We start from the raw sequence: 19,159 nt of genomic DNA, 5'->3' as shown, positions 1-19,159 counted from the left end.
GCATCATGACGACTAAACGCAAACCCTATGTCCGGCCAATGCCGTCGACCTGGTGGAAATCGCTGCCGTTTTATCGCTTCTATATGCTGCGTGAAGGAACAGCGTTACCGGCGGTATGGTTCAGCATCATTTTGATCTGCGGACTTTTTTCCTTAAAACATGGCCCGGAATCCTGGGAAGGATTTGTTACCTTCCTGCGAAACCCAATAGTGGTGATCCTGAACCTGATTGCCCTGGCGGCAGCGTTGCTGCACACCAAAACCTGGTTTGAACTGGCGCCAAAAGCGTCAAATATCATCATCAAAAGCGAAAAGCTTAAACCCGAGCCGGTTATCAGGGGGCTGTGGGTCGTGACCGTGCTGGCGACGGTGGTCATTCTTTTCGTTGCACTGTTCTGGTAAGGAGGCCAAAGGTGATCAATCCAAACCCAAAACGTTCCGATGAACCCGTCTTCTGGGGGCTGTTCGGCGCAGGCGGCATGTGGAGTGCGATTATCGCACCGGTGATGATTCTGCTGGTTGGCGTGCTGCTACCGCTGGGTCTCTACCCCGGTGAAGCGCTCGGCTACGAACGTGTGCTGGCATTCGCCCAAAGCTTCATTGGCCGTGCATTTTTATTCCTGATGATTGTTCTGCCGCTATGGTGCGGGCTGCACCGTCTGCACCATGCCATGCATGATATTAAAATCCATATCCCCAGCGGGAAATGGGTCTTCTATGGCCTCGCCGCTATTCTGACAGTGGTCACCCTGATCGGGGTCATCTTCCTTTAATTCACCTCGCTCTCCCGCTCTGGCGGGAGAGCATTTTTCCCGCCAGCTTCTACACTTAAGTAAAAAACTGGAAGGAAAAAATCATGCGTTTGTTGCCGATTATCGCAACGGCTGCTGCTGCATTTTTGGTTGTAGCCTGTAGCTCTCCTACTCCCCCTTCTGGCGTCACCGTGGTGGATAACTTCGATGCGCAACGTTACCTTGGCCGCTGGTATGAAATTGCCCGCTTTGACCACCGCTTCGAACGTGGCCTGGAAAAGGTGACCGCGACCTATAGCACAATGGATGACGGCGGCATTCAGGTCATCAATAAAGGATACAATCCGGAACGCGGCATGTGGCAACAATCGGTCGGGAAGGCGTACTTTACCGGTGATACGCGTAAGGCCGCACTTAAGGTCTCGTTCTTCGGTCCTTTCTATGGCGGCTATAACGTCATTGCGCTGGACAAAGATTACCGATATGCGCTGGTATGCGGGCCGGATCGGGACTATCTGTGGATTTTGTCACGCACACCGACGCTTCCGGATGCGGTGAAAAAACAGCTCGTTGATATCGCAGCCCGCGAAGGTTTTGCGGTAGAAAAACTTCTGTGGATAAATCAGACCCTTTAAGGCGTACTGAGCTTAAGGCCGATAATCCCCGCGACAATCAGTGCCAGGCTTAGCAGGCGCGCGGGATTGGCCGATTCACCGAATAACACAATCCCCGTGATAGCTGCCCCCACGGCGCCAATGCCTGTCCAGACGGCATACGCCGTTCCTGTGGGCAGGCTTTTCATCGCCCATGACAACATCACGATGCTAACGATCATCGCCGTTACGGTAATCACGCTGGGTACAAGGCGGGTAAAACCGTGCGTGTATTTCAGGCCAATAGCCCAAACGACTTCAAGAAGACCAGCGATAAAAAGAATTATCCATGACATAGGTGGCTCCAGTGCGGGGCCGTCCCCATTGAGTGTTGCGCAATCGGGTCGTCCCGACAGGCTGGTTGAGAGAGATAAATTTTGACCTGGTTACAAACGGAATGCAATTTTTGCCGAATTGCGCAGATTTAAGTGACTTAAAGCAAGAAATAGCTACAGATAGCAACGCAGTTCGCGCATTTATTCCCCATAAGTACCCCCTATGATGAAGTGCTGCCAGCAACGGGAAGCCGTGCGTCAATATTCATACTGCGAAGAAAAATATGTTCAAAATTCTCTTGATTGACCGTTGTTACTTCACCCGTACGGGGCTGGAAAGCTGGCTCAATCAGACTGATTTTTTCCCGGCTTCATTCCTTGTGACTTCGCTGAATAACCTGATGCTGGCAAAAGAGCATATTGTGCAATGGCAGCCGGACTTGATCATTGCCGATCTTTACGGCTTTAAGAATGATCTCCACCATATTCAGCAACTTTCCTCCCTGTTCACCGCCTGCGGTAAAGATAACCACCTTATCCTTTTGCAGTCAGGGGAAGATGCACAACTGAAGGCGTATTGTGCCCAGTATCAGGTACAGGCAACGCTGCAAAAAAGCGAGCCGATGGAAACGCTGGCCAAAGTCATTGATCATGCCGTTCTGTCCCGCCCCGTGAGAACCGGGCCACAGATAGCCACCCCGCTGCTCACACGCCAGGAAGAAAAAGTGCTGTCGTTATGGATGGAAGGCCGCAGCAATCAGTCCATTGCGTCCAAAATGAGCATAAATGGTAAGACGGTGTATACCTACAAGCGCAATATTCGGATGAAGTTGGGAATGGGTAACCGCTTTACACCGTTCCTTTCGCTCCCCGAAGCCCCGGACAACTTGCAAGACAACCTGAATTAACGGTACGGCACTGGCCGTACCGCGTACTGGCAGGAATTACTGCTGCGCTTTTGTCGCTGCGCCAGAAATAGCGCTACCACCCTCAGAGATATCCTGACCGACACCACGCGTGGTGTTACAAGCAGTCAGCGCTGAGGAAAGAACCAGTACAGTAAAGATCGCAGCAAATGTCTTCTTAACCATAATATCTTCCTTATGTAGCCAATATTGTTTGTGCATAGCCACTTAAGAATAGACAAGATTGCGCAACCTGGCGGAATATCGGCGATTTTTAGGACGACAGGAAGAAATTAGCTGGCAGCGTGCGAGATAGAGTTGCCGAGATGTTTGATGTCTTCACCAAAGCCACGCGCGGTATTACAGCCCGCCAGCAAAGTAGTGGTGAGAAGAAAGAGTGCTACAAGACTGAGAAGACGTTTCATCATTCCTGCCCTGGAAAAGCAAAGGTGCAATAAGGTGAGCGCACCAACATTTCACAATAGACAAATCATTCAGGCTGCATTGTGGCGACAAGCAAGAAATCCCAGCAAACTATTTAACGGGTTAACTGGGGTTTCTCTAAGCACAGCCAACAAAGAGGCAGCCTAAAAGATAAAGTGAATTACTTCACGCGGGATACATATTCGCCGGAACGCGTATCCACTTTAATCACTTCACCGATCTGTACGAACAGCGGAACTTTAACCACTGCGCCAGTGCTCAGCGTAGCCGGCTTACCACCGGTACCCGCGGTATCACCTTTCAGACCTGGATCGGTTTCAATGATTTCCAGTTCAACAAAGTTCGGCGGAGTCACAGCGATCGGACGGCCATCCCACAGCGTCACGATGCACTCAGCCTGATCCAGCAGCCATTTCGCGCTGTCACCAACGGTTTTCGCATCGGCAGCCAACTGCTCGAAGGTTTCGTTGTTCATGAAATGGTAGAATTCACCGTCGTTGTAGAGGTAAGTCAGGTTCATATCGATAACATCTGCGCCTTCGGCAGAGTCAGTAGATTTGAAGGTTTTTTCTACACGGGTGCCAGTCAGCAGGCGGCGCAGTTTAACGCGTGCAAATGCCTGACCTTTGCCTGGTTTAACGAATTCGCTGGCTTCAACTGCATAAGGTTCGCCGTCGAGCATGATTTTAAGACCGGCACGAAAATCGTTGCTATAGTAAGTCGCCATAAAGGCCCTCTAAAAATGTTAACTGGTAGCTAAGCCACAAAATGGCGCATATTGTAACCCTAAATACCCCATCCAGAGAAGATTGGTTAGTGCAACTTGCCGATGTAATAACCGATCCAGATGAACTCTTGCGTGTTTTAAATATAGACACTGACGAAAATTTAACCGCCGGACGCGAAGCAAAACGCCTGTTCCCGCTGCGCGTGCCCCGTGCTTTTGCCGCGAGAATGAAAAAAGGCGACCCCAACGATCCGCTTTTACGTCAGGTCCTGACGGCGAGAGAAGAGTTTGTTGCCGCCCCAGGATACAGCACCGATCCGCTGGAAGAGCAGGAAAGTGTGGTGCCTGGCTTGCTGCATAAGTACCGTAACCGTGCACTGCTGCTGGTTAAAGGTGGCTGCGCGGTAAACTGCCGCTACTGCTTCCGCCGCCACTTCCCGTATGCGGAAAATCAGGGCAATAAACGCAACTGGCAGGTTGCGCTGGATTATATTGCCCAGCAACCGGAACTTGATGAGATCATTTTCTCCGGTGGCGATCCGCTGATGGCGAAAGATCATGAACTGGACTGGCTGATCGCGCAGCTTGAAGCCATTCCACATATCAAGCGCTTGCGTATTCACAGCCGGCTGCCGATTGTCATTCCTGCGCGGATCACTGACACACTCGTCTCCCGCCTTGCAGGTTCTTCTCTGCAGATTCTGCTGGTGAACCATATCAACCATGCCCAGGAAATCGATGACGACTTTCGCGCGTCCATGGCAAAACTGCGTCATGCAGGTGTAACACTGCTTAATCAGAGCGTGTTGTTGCGCGGCGTTAATGATAATGCCCGCACGCTTGCAGACCTCAGTAACGCGTTGTTTGATGCTGGCGTGATGCCCTACTACCTGCATGTGCTGGATAAAGTTCAGGGCGCGGCCCATTTCATGGTCAGCGATGATGAAGCGCGGGAAATTATGCGGGAGTTGTTGACGCTGATCTCAGGCTATATGGTGCCGAAACTGGCCCGGGAAATTGGCGGTGAGCCCAGCAAAACGCCGCTGGATTTGCAGTTACGGCAACAATAGAAGCTAACCGTTCAAACAGAAAAGCGGTGCAGGAATGCATCGCTTTTCTGTATCTAAGAAAACGATAGTGTTTTCTCATCCAGGCTCTATTTTTTAGCATATCTGATTGTTCACTGCATTTATTATGGTATTTTAATCCTCTTTTTAAGAGTATAGCAGAGAATATATTCACCAATTCTATTGTTCAGTTGGATATATAGTTTTTAACAATGGTTATGGAGAACCATAATGGAAATGAATATTACGGGTGTCAACGCAGGCGTAATACGTAACAATGACGAGTTTCTCGCCGTCGCGCTAAAACTAAACATTAAAAAGAGTGACACGAAGCTGCTTTTCTTTCCGGCTTTAACTTTACGCGATCTTTTTGTCGCCATGGAATATCATCTCTCTAAGCAAAAAGAACTGGACGGTACTCAACGGGATGATTTCATCGCAGCGCAAACTGCGGTAACCAAAGCAATGCACGCCCATATTCCTGAGTTAAAAAGGGAAGAACTGGTAAATGCAGATATAAATTATCGCGTAAACGCCATTGATAATTTCACCTACGATGAAGGGAAACTCATTTTCACGTTGCAGTTACATAATAATGAAAAGTTCACCTTCGAAGTTCATGAGCTGCAAATAGAGTTACTTACCCATGTTTTAATTCATGCCATTAATAACGCTGGTATGCGCGACCTGGCATTGCGTATCTCTTCGTTACTGGATTTTCTTCCACTATATGATGTTGATTGCCAGCCTGACGGTAAGATGATTTACGATACCTATACCCAGCCAGAGTGGAAAACGGCATTGTTTGATCACTATTTAATTCTTCTGTACCACTATTATGCCGGGACAAAGAAAAAATCCACTTTCTGCGGTACGGTGATCAAAACCAGAAGCCTTCCCGATACTCCTGAAACCCAGGCGATCGCCAAAAGACTGTTGGCTTTCAGCCCACGGCTGGGAAAACTCGCCAGTAAAGCCTGTCAGGTACACATTCAGGCTATTAACGTGCAACAGGGTGAACCGCTTAATCTGGATAGATGCATGCATACGCTGAACCAGATACGCCATCAGGTCACGGTGAAACCATCGGTAAAAAAAGCCAAAAAATAATATAGCGAAAACGCTGCCACGATATTCCGTGGCAGCGTTGGAATTACCGGCACCTGAACAAAAGGTGCGACGCTATTACAGTAAGGCCCTGCTTTAGAACGTCTCCCAACCTGCATCATGGCCTGCAGCCGCAGACACAGGGGACATTTTTAGAGGACGTTTAGGGGCTTTAGGCGCGGCGGCCGCCGTTTGTACCCCGGGTAAACGGAATACATCAACCAGTTGTTGCAGCTTGACCGCCTGATCTTCCAGACTTCCCGCAGCAGCAGACGATTCCTGAACCAGAGCGGCGTTCTGCTGTGTTGTCGTGTCCATTTCAGACATGGCCTGAGCAATCTGCGCAATACCCCGATTTTGCTCGTCAGACGCTGCGGCAATTTCCTGCATCAAATCTTTAACCTGGGTGACGGAGTGAACAATCCCACTCATACTTTCACCCGCCAGATCGACCTGTTTTGCGCCTTCTTCTACAAAATGGACTGACTCGCCGATGAGCGCTTCAATCTCTTTTGCAGCCTGTGAGCTGCGCTGAGCTAATGAGCGAACCTCTCCGGCAACAACGGCAAACCCACGCCCCTGGTCGCCCGCACGGGCAGCCTCAACGGCGGCATTAAGCGCCAGAATATTGGTCTGGAATGCGATACCGTTAATAACCGTGGTAATTTCAGAGATGCGGCGTGAGCTTTCAATAATATCTTTCATCCGGCTCACGGCATTACTCACAACAGTGCCACCCTGACTTGCCGTATCGGATGCGGTAACAGCCAGTAAACTCGCCTGCTGGGCGTTTTGCGCATTCTGTTTTACCGTCGAGCTCAGCTCTTCCATACTGGCCGCAGTTTCAACAACGGCGGCAGATTGTTGTTCAGTACGCGCTGACAGCTCATCATTGCCTAAAGAAATTTCGTTTGCCGCAGTATTTACCGAAGCAGAAGCATTTCTCACCATACTGAGGGATTCCGCCACCCGCTCAACGAGATGGTTAAATGCCGTGATGGCATGGCCAATTTCATCCTGGCGGCCGGCCGGCAGATTTTTGCTCAGATCAAGGTCTTCACTGATCTGCACCATGCCATCTCTCATGGCATTTAAACGGCGACGAATATTTAAAACCGTAAGCAGACCAAACAGCCCAAGAAGAATGGTTGCAGCCAGCGTTGCGCTCACTGATAAAATCAGCGCTTTGCTAATAAGCGATTTACTGGCCGCATTCGCCTGTACAACTAAAGAGGTGTTGTAGTCAATCTGGTCATTAAAATCAGCAAGTAATGCAGCAATTTTTTCTGCGATTAATCCGCCTTTTTGCATGCTTTGGATAATCGCCTTGCGATCATTCGATTCTGATATTTTAAAATATTGGTCCATTGCTCCGCGGAACGCCTGTAAATCCGCCAGTGTTTTATTGCTCAGTTCTACGTCACGCGGGTCAGAAGCTAATTCTTTAAGATAGTATTGATGTTTTGCAAGGAGCTCATCATAAATTTTGTTGGCATTTTGTTTAATGACATCCATTTGCGCCTGGTCTTCGGTTAAACCATGCAAATAAAGTTGCGAACGAACACCTGTAGCCTGAATCATTTCCTTATTCATTGTCGTCAGGCTGGGAAGAATATTTTCCTGGAAATAATTAGTGTCCTCACTAATTTTTGATAAAGAAATCATTGCAATGATATTCGTGCCAATCAAGCTAATGATAAGTAGAGAAAAAGCGAGTAATAACCGTTTGGTGATGTTCATCATACCTCTCCAATTTAACTTTAGTATCTTTGATATATCATGATGAACAACCCACCATGAGGGAGAGTCCTTTCACACTTCGGTTTTATTTATCGGAACGCTTTATTAAAACTTTAGCGTTAGGTTAACTTTTACTTTATGAATTGATAAAAAGATGTGAAAACTCTCACACAAGCGAAAGCTTAAGAAATCTTAATATACGTGGGAAAAGAAAATAAAAGACGTTAAATTTTAATTTATACCCCAATAAAAAACACCATTAAAAGTCAAATGGTTACTATTAAAACGTGAGTTTAGAAAAATAATATGAATAATAAAACATACAAACAACATCAGGATCACTGCTCCCATTTATAAATGGGAGCAATGCAGTTTACGTTACTGCGGGCATTTATAAACCTGACCGGTCATTTCGCTGGCTGTCGGCACGAAGCTGGACATAAAGCCTTGTGTCGGGCTGGAGACGCTGAACAGCACGTTGCCGCCCATTTGCGCAGCCTGGTTACGCAGGTCGTTAGCCGCACCGCGCATTGAACCACCCTCTTCGCCATGCTGGCCAGAAAGCCAGTTGCTTTGTTTACCCGTTGCGGTGCCCAGATACTGACAATTTGCTGCAGGTTTATCTTCTACGAAGCGAACATTCTGCCCGCCCGAAGACAGCTCATTACCGGCGCTACAGCCTGCCAGTAACAACGTTGCGCCGACAATCCCTGCTAAATATTTAACGTGCATGTTATTCCCCACAATCAATGAGCTGGACGTCTTGCGTCCGTGTCTGAATCTTATACTAAAAAGATGACCAAAAGAAAAACCCCCGGCCATTTCTGCCCGGGGGTTTCTCATTTTTAGCGAGATGCTTATTTAATCGAATAGTTCAGGTTGCAGGCAGGCGGCAAGTCCATTCATCCCCGGGAGCTTACATAAGTAAGTGACTGGGGGGAATGAGCGCAGCCAACGCACCTGCGGCTTGAAGTATGAAGATTAAATTACATCATACCGCCCATACCGCCCATGCCGCCCATACCACCAGCAGCACCTAAGTCAGGCGCGTCGCCTTTCGGCAGGTCGGTCACCATGCACTCGGTGGTGATCATCAGGCCGGCTACAGATGCCGCGTACTGCAGCGCAGAACGGGTCACTTTAGTCGGATCCAGGATACCCATCTCGATCATGTTGCCGTATTCTTCGGTAGATGCGTTGTAACCGTAGTTACCGTCGCCCGCTTTCACGGTGTTAGCCACAACAGACGGCTCTTCACCGCAGTTCAGCACGATCTGACGCAGCGGAGCTTCCATTGCGCGCAGCGCAACTTTGATACCCACGTTCTGGTCTTCGTTCTGACCTTTCAGGCCAGCGATTTTGCTTGCTACGCGGATCAGCGCAACACCACCACCCGCAACCACGCCTTCTTCTACCGCAGCACGGGTCGCGTGCAGGGCATCTTCAACACGTGCTTTTTTCTCTTTCATTTCAACTTCGGTAGCAGCACCGACTTTGATAACCGCAACGCCGCCAGCCAGTTTGGCTACGCGCTCTTGCAGTTTTTCACGGTCGTAATCGGAAGTCGCTTCTTCGATCTGCTGACGAATCTGACCAACACGGCCCTGAATTGCCGCTTCGTCGCCCACGCCATCAATGATGGTAGTGGTGTCTTTGTTGATCACAACGCGTTTCGCCTGGCCCAGGTCTTCCAGCGTCGCTTTTTCCAGCTCCATACCGATCTCTTCGGAGATCACGGTACCGCCAGTCAGGGTAGCGATGTCCTGCAGCATAGCTTTACGACGGTCGCCGAAGCCCGGTGCTTTAACCGCAGCCACTTTCACGATGCCACGCATGGTGTTGACAACCAGGGTCGCCAGCGCTTCGCCTTCAACGTCTTCTGCGATGATAACCAGCGGTTTGCCTGCTTTCGCAACGGCTTCCAGAACCGGCAGCATTTCGCGGATGTTGGAGATTTTCTTGTCAGCCAGCAGGATGAACGGGCTTTCCAGTTCTACTGCGCCAGTTTCCGGCTTGTTGATGAAGTAAGGGGACAGGTAACCGCGGTCAAACTGCATACCTTCAACCACGTCCAGTTCGTCCTGCAGACCGGTACCGTCTTCAACGGTGATCACGCCTTCTTTACCGACTTTGTCCATCGCTTCTGCGATCAGTTTACCTACGGTTTCGTCGGAGTTAGCGGAGATAGTACCAACCTGAGCAATCGCTTTAGAGTCAGAGCACGGTACGGACAGTGCTTTCAGCTCTTCAACAGCGGCCAGAACGGCTTTGTCGATACCGCGTTTCAGGTCCATCGGGTTCATGCCTGCAGCAACAGCTTTCAGGCCTTCGGTGATGATAGCCTGCGCCAGTACGGTAGCGGTGGTGGTACCGTCGCCTGCAGCGTCGTTCGCTTTAGAGGCCACTTCTTTCACCATCTGAGCACCCATGTTTTCGAACTTGTCTTCCAGTTCGATTTCACGTGCTACAGAAACACCATCTTTAGTGATGGTCGGCGCGCCGAAGGATTTATCCAGCACTACGTTACGGCCTTTCGGGCCCAGGGTCACTTTAACTGCGTCTGCCAGTACGTTTACGCCGCGCAGCATTTTCACACGAGCGTCGTTACCGAATTTTACGTCTTTAGCTGCCATTTTAATCTTTCCCTTAAATTCGTATGTTCAGTGTCGTTCGCGGATTACGCTTCAACAATTGCCAGAATGTCGCTTTCGGACATGATCAACACTTCTTCATTGTCGATCTTCTCAGCTTTAACACCGTAACCATCATTGAAAATCACGATGTCGCCCACTTTCACGTCCAGTGGCTGCACTGTACCGTTTTCCAGGATGCGGCCCTTACCGACAGCGATGATTTCGCCACGAGTTGATTTGCCTGCTGCAGAACCGGTCAGAACGATGCCGCCAGCGGATTTAGATTCAACTTCTTTACGTTTGACGATCACACGATCATGTAACGGACGAATACTCATTGATAGCTCTCCTTTGAGAAAGTCATTATCAGTTATGGGTGACGCCGGCCCGCAATCGGTTCTCCGGCTGGTGACCAGAGAGATGGGGATGGGTTTTTCCCCCTTCAAGGGGGGACTTTAAAAAAAATTCGCACAAAGCCCCAGGTCGGCAAGAAAAGGAAAACGCAATCCGTGAGAAGAGGCAGGCGCACCAACAGCCATAAGTAAAATTGATTGTGATAGCATTATCCCACTTTACTTTGCGATGACGTGCGGGATACGGGCCATGAGTGGACTGAAACAGGAGCTGGGGCTGGCTCAGGGAATTGGGTTACTTTCAACATCGTTACTGGGCACAGGGGTTTTTGCCGTTCCGGCGCTGGCTGCGCTGGCGGCAGGTGACAGCAGCCTGTGGGCCTGGCCTGTGCTCATTCTGCTGGTCTTTCCGGTCGCTATCGTCTTCGCTGTTCTTGGTCGTCAGTTTCCCAGCGCGGGCGGCGTCGCCCACTTTGTCGGCATGGCGTTTGGCTCACGACTGGAGCGCGTCACCGGCTGGCTGTTTCTGTCAGTGATCCCGGTGGGGTTGCCCGCGGCGCTGCATATCGCCGCCGGTTTCTGGCAGGGTATGTTTGGCTGGCAGGGCGCGCAACTGCTGATAGCCGAGCTTGCCACCCTGGCATTTATCTGGCTCATCGGGACGCGCGGTGCGGGTTCCAGCGCTAACCTGCAATCCATCATTGCCGGGCTTATCGTTGCATTGATCATCGCCATCTGGTGGCGTGGTGGGCTCTCCTTTAGCGCCCTGTCTTTTCCGGCTCCGGCCGAGGTTCCCCTCTCCGGCATGACCGCCTCGCTGGCGGTGATGTTCTGGTGCTTCGTCGGCCTGGAAGCCTTTGCCCATCTGGCCTCGGAGTTTAAGCATCCTGAACGCGACTTCCCCCGCGCACTGATGATTGGCCTGATTCTGGCCGGCTCAGTCTACTGGGCCTGTACCGTGGTGGTGCTGCATTTCCCGCTCTGGCATAGCGCAGGGGCCGCGGCGTCCTTACCGATCATCGTCGTTGAGCTGTTCGGCAAGCAGGCGCAGTGGATTGCCTGCATCATCGGTTATCTGGCCTGTTTTGCCAGTCTTAATATCTATATTCAGAGCTTCGCCCGGCTGGTCTGGTCGCAGGCACAATACAAGCCGCAAAGCCCGCTGGCGCGTTTGTCCTCCCGACAAATCCCGCTTAACGCGCTGAATGCCGTCCTGATTTGCTGCGTTATCTGTACGCTGGGTATCTACGCATTTGCCATTAATCTCGACACGCTCATCATTTATGCCAACGGCATTTTCATTCTGATTTATTTGCTATGCATGCTGGCAGGGTGCCGCCTGTTGAAAGGGCGTTATAAAGTGCTGGCCTGGGTGGGCAGCATTCTGTGCTTACTGCTGCTGGCCATTCCTGGCTGGAAGAGTCTGTATGCGATTGTGATGCTGGCAGGTCTGTGGGCATTTTTACCCAGGCGTGGCGTGGCGGTTCAGCGGTCGTAAACCCGGAAGACGGCTTCGCCTTCCGGGCTACAAATGTTTAGCGATCGTCTTTGTTATCCAGGCGGTCGCGCTGATCATCTTTGCGCTGGTACTCCCCTTCAAACGTATTACCAGGCCCGGTGCTAAAGCCGCCGCCCGGCATACGGGAAAAACGTAAATGCGGCATCAGCTTAAGCGTCAGATGTTTTTGTACCGGCGGCAACAGCAGCAGTAAGCCGAGGAAATCGGTAAAGAACCCCGGCAGCACCAGCAGTAAACCTGCAATAATCAGCGACACGCTTTTAATCATCTCGGCCGCCGGGCTTTCCCCTGTCGCCAGCTTTTGCTGCATCAACAGAAAGTTTTTGAAGCCCTGGTTACGCACCAGAGACATCCCGATAACCGAAGTAAAAATGACCAGGATAAGCGTCATCAGCACGCCAAACACATGCGCTACCTGAATGAAAATCGATATCTCGATGTAGACGTATAAAAAAACAGCAATCAGCGGTATCCAGCGCACTGGTTTCTCCTCAGTGAACAGACGCCACTGGCGCCTGTCGGTAAATTTTTGCGATTCGCATAGTTACTGAGATGGTGACAACCGCCGGAAAATTCAATTTTCCGCGGAAACTATTTTTTCCAGCGCTGCGATAGCGGTGATTCATTTCACAGATTAATGATTCTGATAAAGCGGCTAAGATAATAAGTGATCCAGATTACGGCTTTTCGCTCGGATCAGCATATGATCGCAGATATCTGGCCGATTAAGGGGATAATCGTCGGCCCGAAATCACACATAACCACATATATACTGTGTGTTTGGTGTATTCATTCGTAGCTTGATAAAGAAGGTTCACATGTTAAACAACATTCGTATCGAAGAAGATTTGTTGGGCACAAGGGAAGTTCCAGCGGATGCCTATTATGGTGTACATACTCTTAGAGCGATTGAGAACTTCTACATTAGTAACAGCAAAATCAGCGACATCCCGGAGTTTGTCCGGGGAATGGTAATGGTGAAAAAAGCGGCTGCTCTGGCCAACAAGGAGCTGCAAACCATTCCTAAGAGCATTGCGAACACCATCGTGGCGGCATGTGATGAAGTCCTGAATAACGGCAAATGCATGGACCAGTTCCCGGTCGACGTCTATCAGGGCGGCGCAGGGACATCAGTAAACATGAACACCAACGAAGTACTGGCCAACATCGGTCTGGAGCTCATGGGCCACCAGAAAGGCGAATACCAGTACCTCAACCCGAACGACCACGTTAACAAATGCCAGTCCACCAACGACGCCTACCCGACCGGTTTTCGTATCGCGGTATATACCTCCATCCTCAAGCTGGTCGATGCCATCACTCAGTTAGGTGAAGGTTTTGAACACAAAGCGGATGAGTTCCGTGACATCCTGAAAATGGGCCGTACGCAGTTGCAAGACGCCGTTCCGATGACGCTGGGACAAGAGTTTCACGCCTTCAACGTACTGCTGAATGAAGAGACGAAAAACCTGCTGCGCACTTCCGAGCTGCTGCTGGAAGTGAACCTCGGCGCAACGGCTATCGGCACACGTCTGAATACCCCGGATGGCTACCAGCAACTGGCGGTGCAAAAACTGGCGGAAGTGAGCAACCTGCCTGTAGTACCGGCAGAAGACCTGATTGAAGCGACCTCCGACTGCGGTGCTTACGTGATGGTACACAGTGCGCTGAAACGCCTGGCCGTCAAAATGTCCAAAATCTGTAATGACCTGCGACTGCTCTCTTCGGGTCCACGTGCGGGTCTGAACGAAATCAACCTGCCGGAACTGCAGGCAGGCTCGTCCATCATGCCGGCTAAAGTGAACCCGGTCGTGCCGGAAGTGGTGAACCAGGTGTGCTTCAAAGTCATCGGTAACGACACCACCGTAACCATGGCGTCCGAAGCGGGCCAGTTACAGTTGAACGTGATGGAGCCGGTGATTGGCCAGGCCATGTTTGAGTCCATCCACATTCTGACCAACGCCTGCTACAACCTGCTGGAAAAATGCGTCAGCGGTATCACGGCTAACAAGTCTGTATGTGAAGGCTATGTCTATAACTCGATTGGTATTGTGACCTACCTCAACCCGTTTATTGGCCACCATAACGGTGACATCGTCGGCAAAATCTGCGCCGAAACGGGCAAGAGTGTGCGCGAGGTCGTGCTGGAGCGCGGTCTGCTGACGGAAGCGGAGCTGGATGACATTTTCTCCGCCCAGAACCTGATGCATCCGGCCTATAAGGCGAAGCGTTATACCGATGAAAGCGAACAGTAACACTGACGGCTAAAGCCACAAGGCACGTCAGCTCTGACGTGCCTTTTTTTTAGCCTGCAGTAAAAAAAATCATTCTCATTTCATCAACAAGGAAGGCAATTATGTTTGCTGCAGAACTTGTACTCGTCCTGCTTGCTATTTACCTGGGGGCCAGACTCGGCGGTATCGGCATCGGTTTTGCCGGTGGTTTCGGGGTGCTTGTACTGACACTCTTTTTTCAAATCAAACCCGGCGCTATACCCTTCGATGTGATTGAAATCATCATGGCGGTTATCGCCTCTATTGCCGCGATGCAGGTGGCAGGGGGCATGGATTACCTGGTGAGTCTTGCGGAGCGTATGCTGCGCCGTCATCCTAAATACATTACTTTTCTCGCCCCGCTGGTCACCTGGTTTATGACCATCCTGGCGGGTACTGGCCATACGGCGTTTTCTACGCTGCCGGTCATTACCGAAGTGGCGAAAGAGCAAGGGATTCGACCTTCCCGTCCACTCTCCATTGCCGTCGTGGCTTCGCAAATCGCTATTACCGCCTCCCCCATCTCTGCGGCTGTCGTCTTTTTTGCCGGCATCCTGGAACCGCTCGGTGTGAGTTATCTTACGCTGCTGGCGGTCTGTATTCCCGTTACGCTGATTGCCGTTATGCTGACGGCTATTGTGTGTAACTTCCTCGGCGCTGAGTTGAAAGATGATCCGGTTTACCAGGAGCGTCTGGCAAGAGGGGAAGTCAAACTGCGCGGCAGCAAAGTTTTCGAGATGAAACCGCATGCCAAACGCTCCGTGCTGCTGTTCCTGGTTGGGATTATCGCCGTCATGCTGTACGCCACGGCAATCAGTCCGAACGTAGGTCTTATCACGAACCCGGTATTGCCACGTAACGAAGCGATTGTGGTGTTCATGTTAACCATCGCCACGCTGATTTGCCTGACCTGTAAAATCAACACGGGCGATATTCTCAACGCCAGTACCTTCAAATCCGGTATGAGCGCCTGTATTTGCGTCCTGGGCGTGGCCTGGCTGGGCGATACCTTTGTGAAAAACCACATTCAGGATATCCAGACTGTGGCCGGCAACCTGCTCAACAGCTACCCGTGGCTGCTGGCAGTGGTGCTGTTTTTCGCCTCTACCCTGCTTTACTCTCAGGCAGCAACCGCGAAAGCGCTGATGCCTGCGGCACTGATGCTGGGTGTCAGCCCGCTGACCGCCGTGGCATCGTTTGCTGCGGTATCTGCATTGTTTGTCCTGCCAACCTACCCAACGCTGCTTGCGGCAGTGGAAATGGACGATACGGGTTCAACGCGTATCGGCAACTATGTGTTTAACCATGCCTTTTTGGTTCCGGGCGTCATCGCCATCACCCTGTGCGTAATACTCGGTTTCGTAATTGGCGGTATTCTGTTGTAAAAGTGGTTAAAAACGGGCCGCACTGCGGCCCGTTTTTCGTGTGCGTGATATAGTCCCCTTTTCGCTGCGAAGAGGTTAACGATGAACACGCCTGATACTGTTGTTGTGCTCTGTACCGCCCCGGATGAAGCGACGGCCCAGGAGCTGGCCGCCAAAGCGCTGGCCGATAAGCTGGCTGGCTGCGTGACCCTCCTCCCCGGTGCCACCTCTATGTACTACTGGGAGGGGAAGCTGGAACAGGAATATGAAGTACAGTTGTTGCTCAAAACCGACGTTGCACACCTTGAAGATCTCTTCGCCTGCATAAAATCGCATCACCCTTATCAGACCCCAGAATTACTCGCTATACCGGTTACTCACGGAGATTTTGATTACCTCTCATGGCTCAACGCATCCTTACGCTGATTCTGCTGTTATGCAGCACACCGGCCCTTGCCGGGTTATTTGACGCCCCCGGACGGTCCAGTTTTGTTCCGGCCGATCAGGCCTTTATGTTTGATTTCCAGCAACAGGAAAATGAACTCAAGCTGAACTGGCAGGTGAAAGAGGGCTATTACCTCTATCGCCAGCAAATCAAACTCACTGCGCAGCAGGCGGAGATCACCCCGCCACAACTGCCTTTCGGCGAGCCGCATAACGATGAGTTTTATGGCAAGAGCGAGATTTATCGCCAACAGTTGCACCTGCCGGTGACCATCACCGAGGCGGCCAAAGGCGCGACCCTGACGGTGATCTACCAGGGCTGTGCGGACGCCGGGTTCTGTTACCCGCCGGAAACCAAAGTGATTCCGTTGAGTGAGGTGAAAACCACTGCCCAATCCATCCCCCCTCGCCCCTCCGGGGAGAGGGCCGTGGTGAGGGACAATGACGATACGGCTCCAGCCGCGCTACCCTTCTCCGCCCTCTGGGCGCTGCTGATTGGCATTGGCGTGGCCTTCACCCCCTGCGTCTTACCGATGTACCCGCTGATCTCAGGCATCGTGCTGGGGGGCAAACAACGTCTTTCAACGCCCCGCGCGCTGCTGCTGGCATTTATCTATGTGCAGGGCATGGCGCTGACCTATACCGCGCTGGGCCTGGTCGTGGCGGCGGCCGGTCTCCAGTTCCAGGCAGCACTCCAGCATCCGTACGTGCTGATTGGCCTGTCGGTGGTCTTTCTTGTGCTGGCGCTGTCGATGTTTGGCCTGTTCACCCTGCAATTGCCCTCCTCGCTGCAAACCCGCTTAACGCTGATGAGCAACCGCCAACAAGGTGGTTCTGCAGGCGGTGTGTTTGCTATGGGGGCGATTGCCGGGCTGATTTGTTCCCCCTGCACCACGGCGCCGCTGAGCGCCATCCTGCTCTATATCGCCCAAAGCGGTAATCTGTGGCTTGGCGGCGGCACGCTGTATCTGTACGCCCTGGGGATGGGATTGCCGCTGATTCTGGTTACCGTCTTTGGCAATCGCCTGCTGCCGAAAAGCGGCCCGTGGATGGCGCAGGTCAAAATCGCCTTTGGCTTTGTGATCCTGGCGTTACCCGTTTTCCTGCTCGAGCGAGTATTGGGTGATAACTGGGGTTTACGCTTATGGTCGCTGCTCGGCGTCGCCTTTTTCGCCTGGGCCTTTATTGCCAGCCTCGGCGCAACTCGTCCGGTAATGCGCATTGTGCAAATCGTCCTGTTAGGTGCGGCGCTGGTTTGCGCTCGTCCCTTGCAGGACTGGGCCTTTGGTCAGCCAGCGGCGCAAAACCAGGCGCACCTGCCGTTTACTACCATCAAAACCGTGGATGACCTTAATCAGGCGCTGGCACAGGCCAAAGGTCGCCCGGTGATGCTGGATCTTTACGCCGACTGGTGCGTGGCGTGCAAAGAGTTTGAGAAGTACACCTTTAGCGATACGCGGGTTCAGGCAGCATTAAAAAATTCCGTGTTATTACAGGTGGATGTCACAGCCAATAACGCACAGGATCAAGCGCTGCTGCACCATTTACAGGTTCTGGGCTTACCCACCATTGTGTTTTTTGATGCACAAGGCCACGAGCAACCGGCACAGCGGGTCACGGGGTTTATGGATGCACCTGCCTTTACGACACATTTGCGCAATCACACACCGTAAACAACACTTGGTTGGGGACGCAGGCTTCTGACAACGGAGGAACTTACCGTGCAACGTGAAGATGTTTTAAGTCAGACACTTCAATTATTTGAATTAAGAGGGATTGCTGACACCACGCCGGAAATGGTCGCAGAGCGCATTGACTACCCGTTAGAGGAGTTTTTGCGTTTCTGGCCGGATAAAGAAGCGCTGTTTTACGATGCGCTACGCTATCTCAGCCAGCAGGTTGATATCTGGCGCAGGCAGTTATTACTCGATGAAGAGCTGACAAAAGAGCAAAAATTGCTGGCGCGTTATGGGGCGTTGACGGATTGCGTTAGTAACAATCGCTATCCGGGCTGCCTGTTTATCGCCGCCTGCACCTTTTACCCCGACCCGGACCATCCGATACACCAACTGGCGGATCAGCAAAAGCAGGCGGCCTTTGACTTCACCCATGACCTGTTAACCCAACTGGAGGTGGACGACCCGACAATGGTCGCGAAACAGATGGAGCTGGTGCTGGAGGGTTGTCTAAGCAGGATGCTGGTCAATCGCAGCCAGACTGACGTCGATACCGCCCGACAACTGGCAGAAGATATTCTTCGTTTTGCATGTTGTCGCACGGGCGGTGCATTAACCTGATCAGTGCATAAACCCGGCCCATGCGGAAATCAGCAGGCAAAGCGCCATCGCCCGTTGAAACCAAATCAGCGATGCCGCACTGCGAAAGAGTCGGTTTACCGCTTTGCCCAGTAGTGTCCACGCGCCCAGGCAGAGCACCGAAATGAGCAGGAAGCTCAGTGACAAAAATGACACTTCGCGCACGGGATGCGCGCCGTTCGGGGCAAACAGACTGACCACGGCCAGCGCCATCATCCAGGTTTTGGGATTAATTAGCTGCAACATGGCCGCCGCTTTGCCGCTAAAGGGTTCACCACTCTTCTCGTTCAGATCCGCTGCCGGTGCGGTAAAGAGCTGCCAGCTCATCCAGCTTAGCCATAATGCACCGGCCCAACTCATCCCCTCACGTAGCAATGGATACCCTCGCAATATCTCTCCTGCCCCCGCCCCGGAGATAAACACAATAAGACTTGCTGCCACACATGCCCCGAGCACCGCAGGTAGCGTGGCTCTGATGCCATAGCGTTGGCTGCTGGCAAGGATCAGAATATTGGTCGGGCCGGGCGTTATCGACGCCACAAAGGCAAACAACATAAATGGCAGGTAGCTGTAGAGCATGTTCACAGTC

Annotated in this window: 22 protein-coding genes; 12 read left to right on the top strand and 10 right to left on the bottom strand. The window is 51.7% G+C overall.

Annotated elements, in window-relative coordinates:
* Window positions 1-5: 5 nt before the first annotated feature.
* The 3 genes from frdC (at window position 6) to ABU190_RS18585 (ending at window position 1,386) form a co-directional block, all read left to right on the top strand.
* Complete coding sequence (frdC, locus tag ABU190_RS18595) at window positions 6-401, top strand: fumarate reductase subunit FrdC (RefSeq protein ID WP_039077835.1); 396 nt, start codon at window positions 6-8, stop codon at window positions 399-401.
* Window positions 402-412: 11 nt separating this feature from the next.
* On the top strand, window positions 413-772 hold the full coding sequence (gene frdD, locus ABU190_RS18590; protein ID WP_354692108.1) for a fumarate reductase subunit FrdD: 360 nt from the start codon (window positions 413-415) through the stop codon (window positions 770-772).
* An 83-nt stretch (window positions 773-855) separates the two neighbouring features.
* Entirely contained in the window at window positions 856-1,386 is a 531-nt protein-coding gene (locus tag ABU190_RS18585) for a lipocalin family protein (RefSeq protein WP_039077837.1), read from the top strand.
* Here the strand turns inward: ABU190_RS18585 and sugE are convergent.
* Window positions 1,383-1,700 carry a quaternary ammonium compound efflux SMR transporter SugE gene (sugE, locus tag ABU190_RS18580; RefSeq protein WP_039077838.1) on the bottom strand — a complete coding sequence of 106 codons (318 nt, stop codon included), beginning with the start codon at window positions 1,698-1,700 and terminating at the stop codon, window positions 1,383-1,385. The genes ABU190_RS18585 and sugE overlap by 4 nt on opposite strands.
* A gap of 263 nt (window positions 1,701-1,963) precedes the next feature.
* On the opposite strand from sugE, the gene ABU190_RS18575 reads away from it, so the two are divergent.
* Window positions 1,964-2,587 (top strand): LuxR C-terminal-related transcriptional regulator, encoded by a 624-nt coding sequence (locus ABU190_RS18575; protein WP_271848617.1) that lies wholly within the window; start codon window positions 1,964-1,966, stop codon window positions 2,585-2,587.
* A gap of 36 nt (window positions 2,588-2,623) precedes the next feature.
* On the opposite strand, the gene ecnB is transcribed toward ABU190_RS18575, so the two are convergent.
* From ecnB to efp, 3 genes are all read right to left on the bottom strand, one after another.
* On the bottom strand, window positions 2,624-2,770 hold the full coding sequence (ecnB, locus tag ABU190_RS18570; RefSeq protein ID WP_039077840.1) for a lipoprotein toxin entericidin B: 147 nt from the start codon (window positions 2,768-2,770) through the stop codon (window positions 2,624-2,626).
* A gap of 107 nt (window positions 2,771-2,877) precedes the next feature.
* Window positions 2,878-3,012 (bottom strand): lipoprotein antitoxin entericidin A, encoded by a 135-nt coding sequence (ecnA, locus tag ABU190_RS18565; RefSeq protein ID WP_039077841.1) that lies wholly within the window; start codon window positions 3,010-3,012, stop codon window positions 2,878-2,880.
* A gap of 176 nt (window positions 3,013-3,188) precedes the next feature.
* On the bottom strand, window positions 3,189-3,755 hold the full coding sequence (gene efp, locus ABU190_RS18560) for an elongation factor P (RefSeq protein ID WP_039077842.1): 567 nt from the start codon (window positions 3,753-3,755) through the stop codon (window positions 3,189-3,191).
* 41 nt (window positions 3,756-3,796) lie between these two features.
* Between efp and epmB the strand changes: the two genes are divergently transcribed.
* Both epmB and yjeJ read left to right on the top strand, forming a co-directional pair.
* A complete protein-coding gene (gene epmB, locus ABU190_RS18555; RefSeq protein WP_354692107.1) occupies window positions 3,797-4,825 on the top strand; it encodes an EF-P beta-lysylation protein EpmB in 1,029 nt (342 codons plus the stop codon).
* 228 nt (window positions 4,826-5,053) lie between these two features.
* Window positions 5,054-5,932, top strand: coding sequence for a YjeJ family protein (gene yjeJ / locus ABU190_RS18550; protein WP_354692106.1), 879 nt, complete (start codon window positions 5,054-5,056; stop codon window positions 5,930-5,932).
* A gap of 93 nt (window positions 5,933-6,025) precedes the next feature.
* Here yjeJ and ABU190_RS18545 read toward each other — a convergent pair whose 3' ends face one another.
* The 4 genes from ABU190_RS18545 to ABU190_RS18530 all read right to left on the bottom strand — a co-directional run bounded on the left by ABU190_RS18545 (window position 6,026) and on the right by ABU190_RS18530 (window position 10,640).
* Window positions 6,026-7,672: a methyl-accepting chemotaxis protein gene (locus ABU190_RS18545; RefSeq protein ID WP_354692105.1), complete on the bottom strand. Its 1,647-nt coding sequence runs from the start codon at window positions 7,670-7,672 to the stop codon at window positions 6,026-6,028.
* Between the two features lie 375 nt (window positions 7,673-8,047).
* Window positions 8,048-8,401, bottom strand: a complete 354-nt coding sequence (locus tag ABU190_RS18540; protein ID WP_039077845.1) for a DUF4156 domain-containing protein — start codon at window positions 8,399-8,401, stop codon at window positions 8,048-8,050.
* A 254-nt stretch (window positions 8,402-8,655) separates the two neighbouring features.
* A complete protein-coding gene (gene groL, locus ABU190_RS18535) occupies window positions 8,656-10,302 on the bottom strand; it encodes a chaperonin GroEL (RefSeq protein ID WP_071194324.1) in 1,647 nt (548 codons plus the stop codon).
* Window positions 10,303-10,346: 44 nt separating this feature from the next.
* On the bottom strand, window positions 10,347-10,640 hold the full coding sequence (locus ABU190_RS18530; protein WP_007372708.1) for a co-chaperone GroES: 294 nt from the start codon (window positions 10,638-10,640) through the stop codon (window positions 10,347-10,349).
* Between the two features lie 265 nt (window positions 10,641-10,905).
* Between ABU190_RS18530 and yjeH the strand changes: the two genes are divergently transcribed.
* A complete protein-coding gene (yjeH, locus tag ABU190_RS18525; protein WP_165159358.1) occupies window positions 10,906-12,153 on the top strand; it encodes an L-methionine/branched-chain amino acid transporter in 1,248 nt (415 codons plus the stop codon).
* Window positions 12,154-12,190: 37 nt separating this feature from the next.
* Here the strand turns inward: yjeH and ABU190_RS18520 are convergent, their stop codons facing one another.
* Window positions 12,191-12,655: an FxsA family protein gene (locus ABU190_RS18520; protein ID WP_039077848.1), complete on the bottom strand. Its 465-nt coding sequence runs from the start codon at window positions 12,653-12,655 to the stop codon at window positions 12,191-12,193.
* Window positions 12,656-12,992: 337 nt separating this feature from the next.
* On the opposite strand from ABU190_RS18520, the gene aspA reads away from it, so the two are divergent.
* The 5 genes from aspA to ABU190_RS18495 all read left to right on the top strand — a co-directional run bounded on the left by aspA (window position 12,993) and on the right by ABU190_RS18495 (window position 18,552).
* Window positions 12,993-14,429, top strand: a complete 1,437-nt coding sequence (gene aspA / locus ABU190_RS18515) for an aspartate ammonia-lyase (protein WP_039077849.1) — start codon at window positions 12,993-12,995, stop codon at window positions 14,427-14,429.
* A gap of 101 nt (window positions 14,430-14,530) precedes the next feature.
* The gene (locus tag ABU190_RS18510) at window positions 14,531-15,832 is read left to right on the top strand and encodes an anaerobic C4-dicarboxylate transporter (protein ID WP_354692104.1); all 1,302 of its coding nucleotides are present in this window, start codon (window positions 14,531-14,533) and stop codon (window positions 15,830-15,832) included.
* Window positions 15,833-15,913: 81 nt separating this feature from the next.
* Window positions 15,914-16,237: a divalent cation tolerance protein CutA gene (gene cutA / locus ABU190_RS18505; RefSeq protein WP_354692103.1), complete on the top strand. Its 324-nt coding sequence runs from the start codon at window positions 15,914-15,916 to the stop codon at window positions 16,235-16,237.
* Window positions 16,213-17,928, top strand: a complete 1,716-nt coding sequence (locus ABU190_RS18500; protein ID WP_354692102.1) for a protein-disulfide reductase DsbD — start codon at window positions 16,213-16,215, stop codon at window positions 17,926-17,928. The genes cutA and ABU190_RS18500 overlap by 25 nt, the downstream gene beginning before the upstream one ends.
* A gap of 48 nt (window positions 17,929-17,976) precedes the next feature.
* Window positions 17,977-18,552 (top strand): transcriptional regulator, encoded by a 576-nt coding sequence (locus ABU190_RS18495; protein WP_039077853.1) that lies wholly within the window; start codon window positions 17,977-17,979, stop codon window positions 18,550-18,552.
* Here the strand turns inward: ABU190_RS18495 and ABU190_RS18490 are convergent, their stop codons facing one another.
* Window positions 18,553-19,149, bottom strand: coding sequence for a LysE family translocator (locus ABU190_RS18490; RefSeq protein ID WP_354692152.1), 597 nt, complete (start codon window positions 19,147-19,149; stop codon window positions 18,553-18,555).
* Window positions 19,150-19,159 lie beyond the last annotated feature (10 nt).

The sequence above is a fragment of the Phytobacter sp. RSE-02 genome (assembly GCF_040578655.1).
GTDB lineage: Bacteria > Pseudomonadota > Gammaproteobacteria > Enterobacterales > Enterobacteriaceae > Phytobacter > Phytobacter diazotrophicus.
The sequence above is the reverse complement of the archived record's forward strand: the minus strand, read 5'-3'. Positions and strand labels throughout refer to the sequence as shown.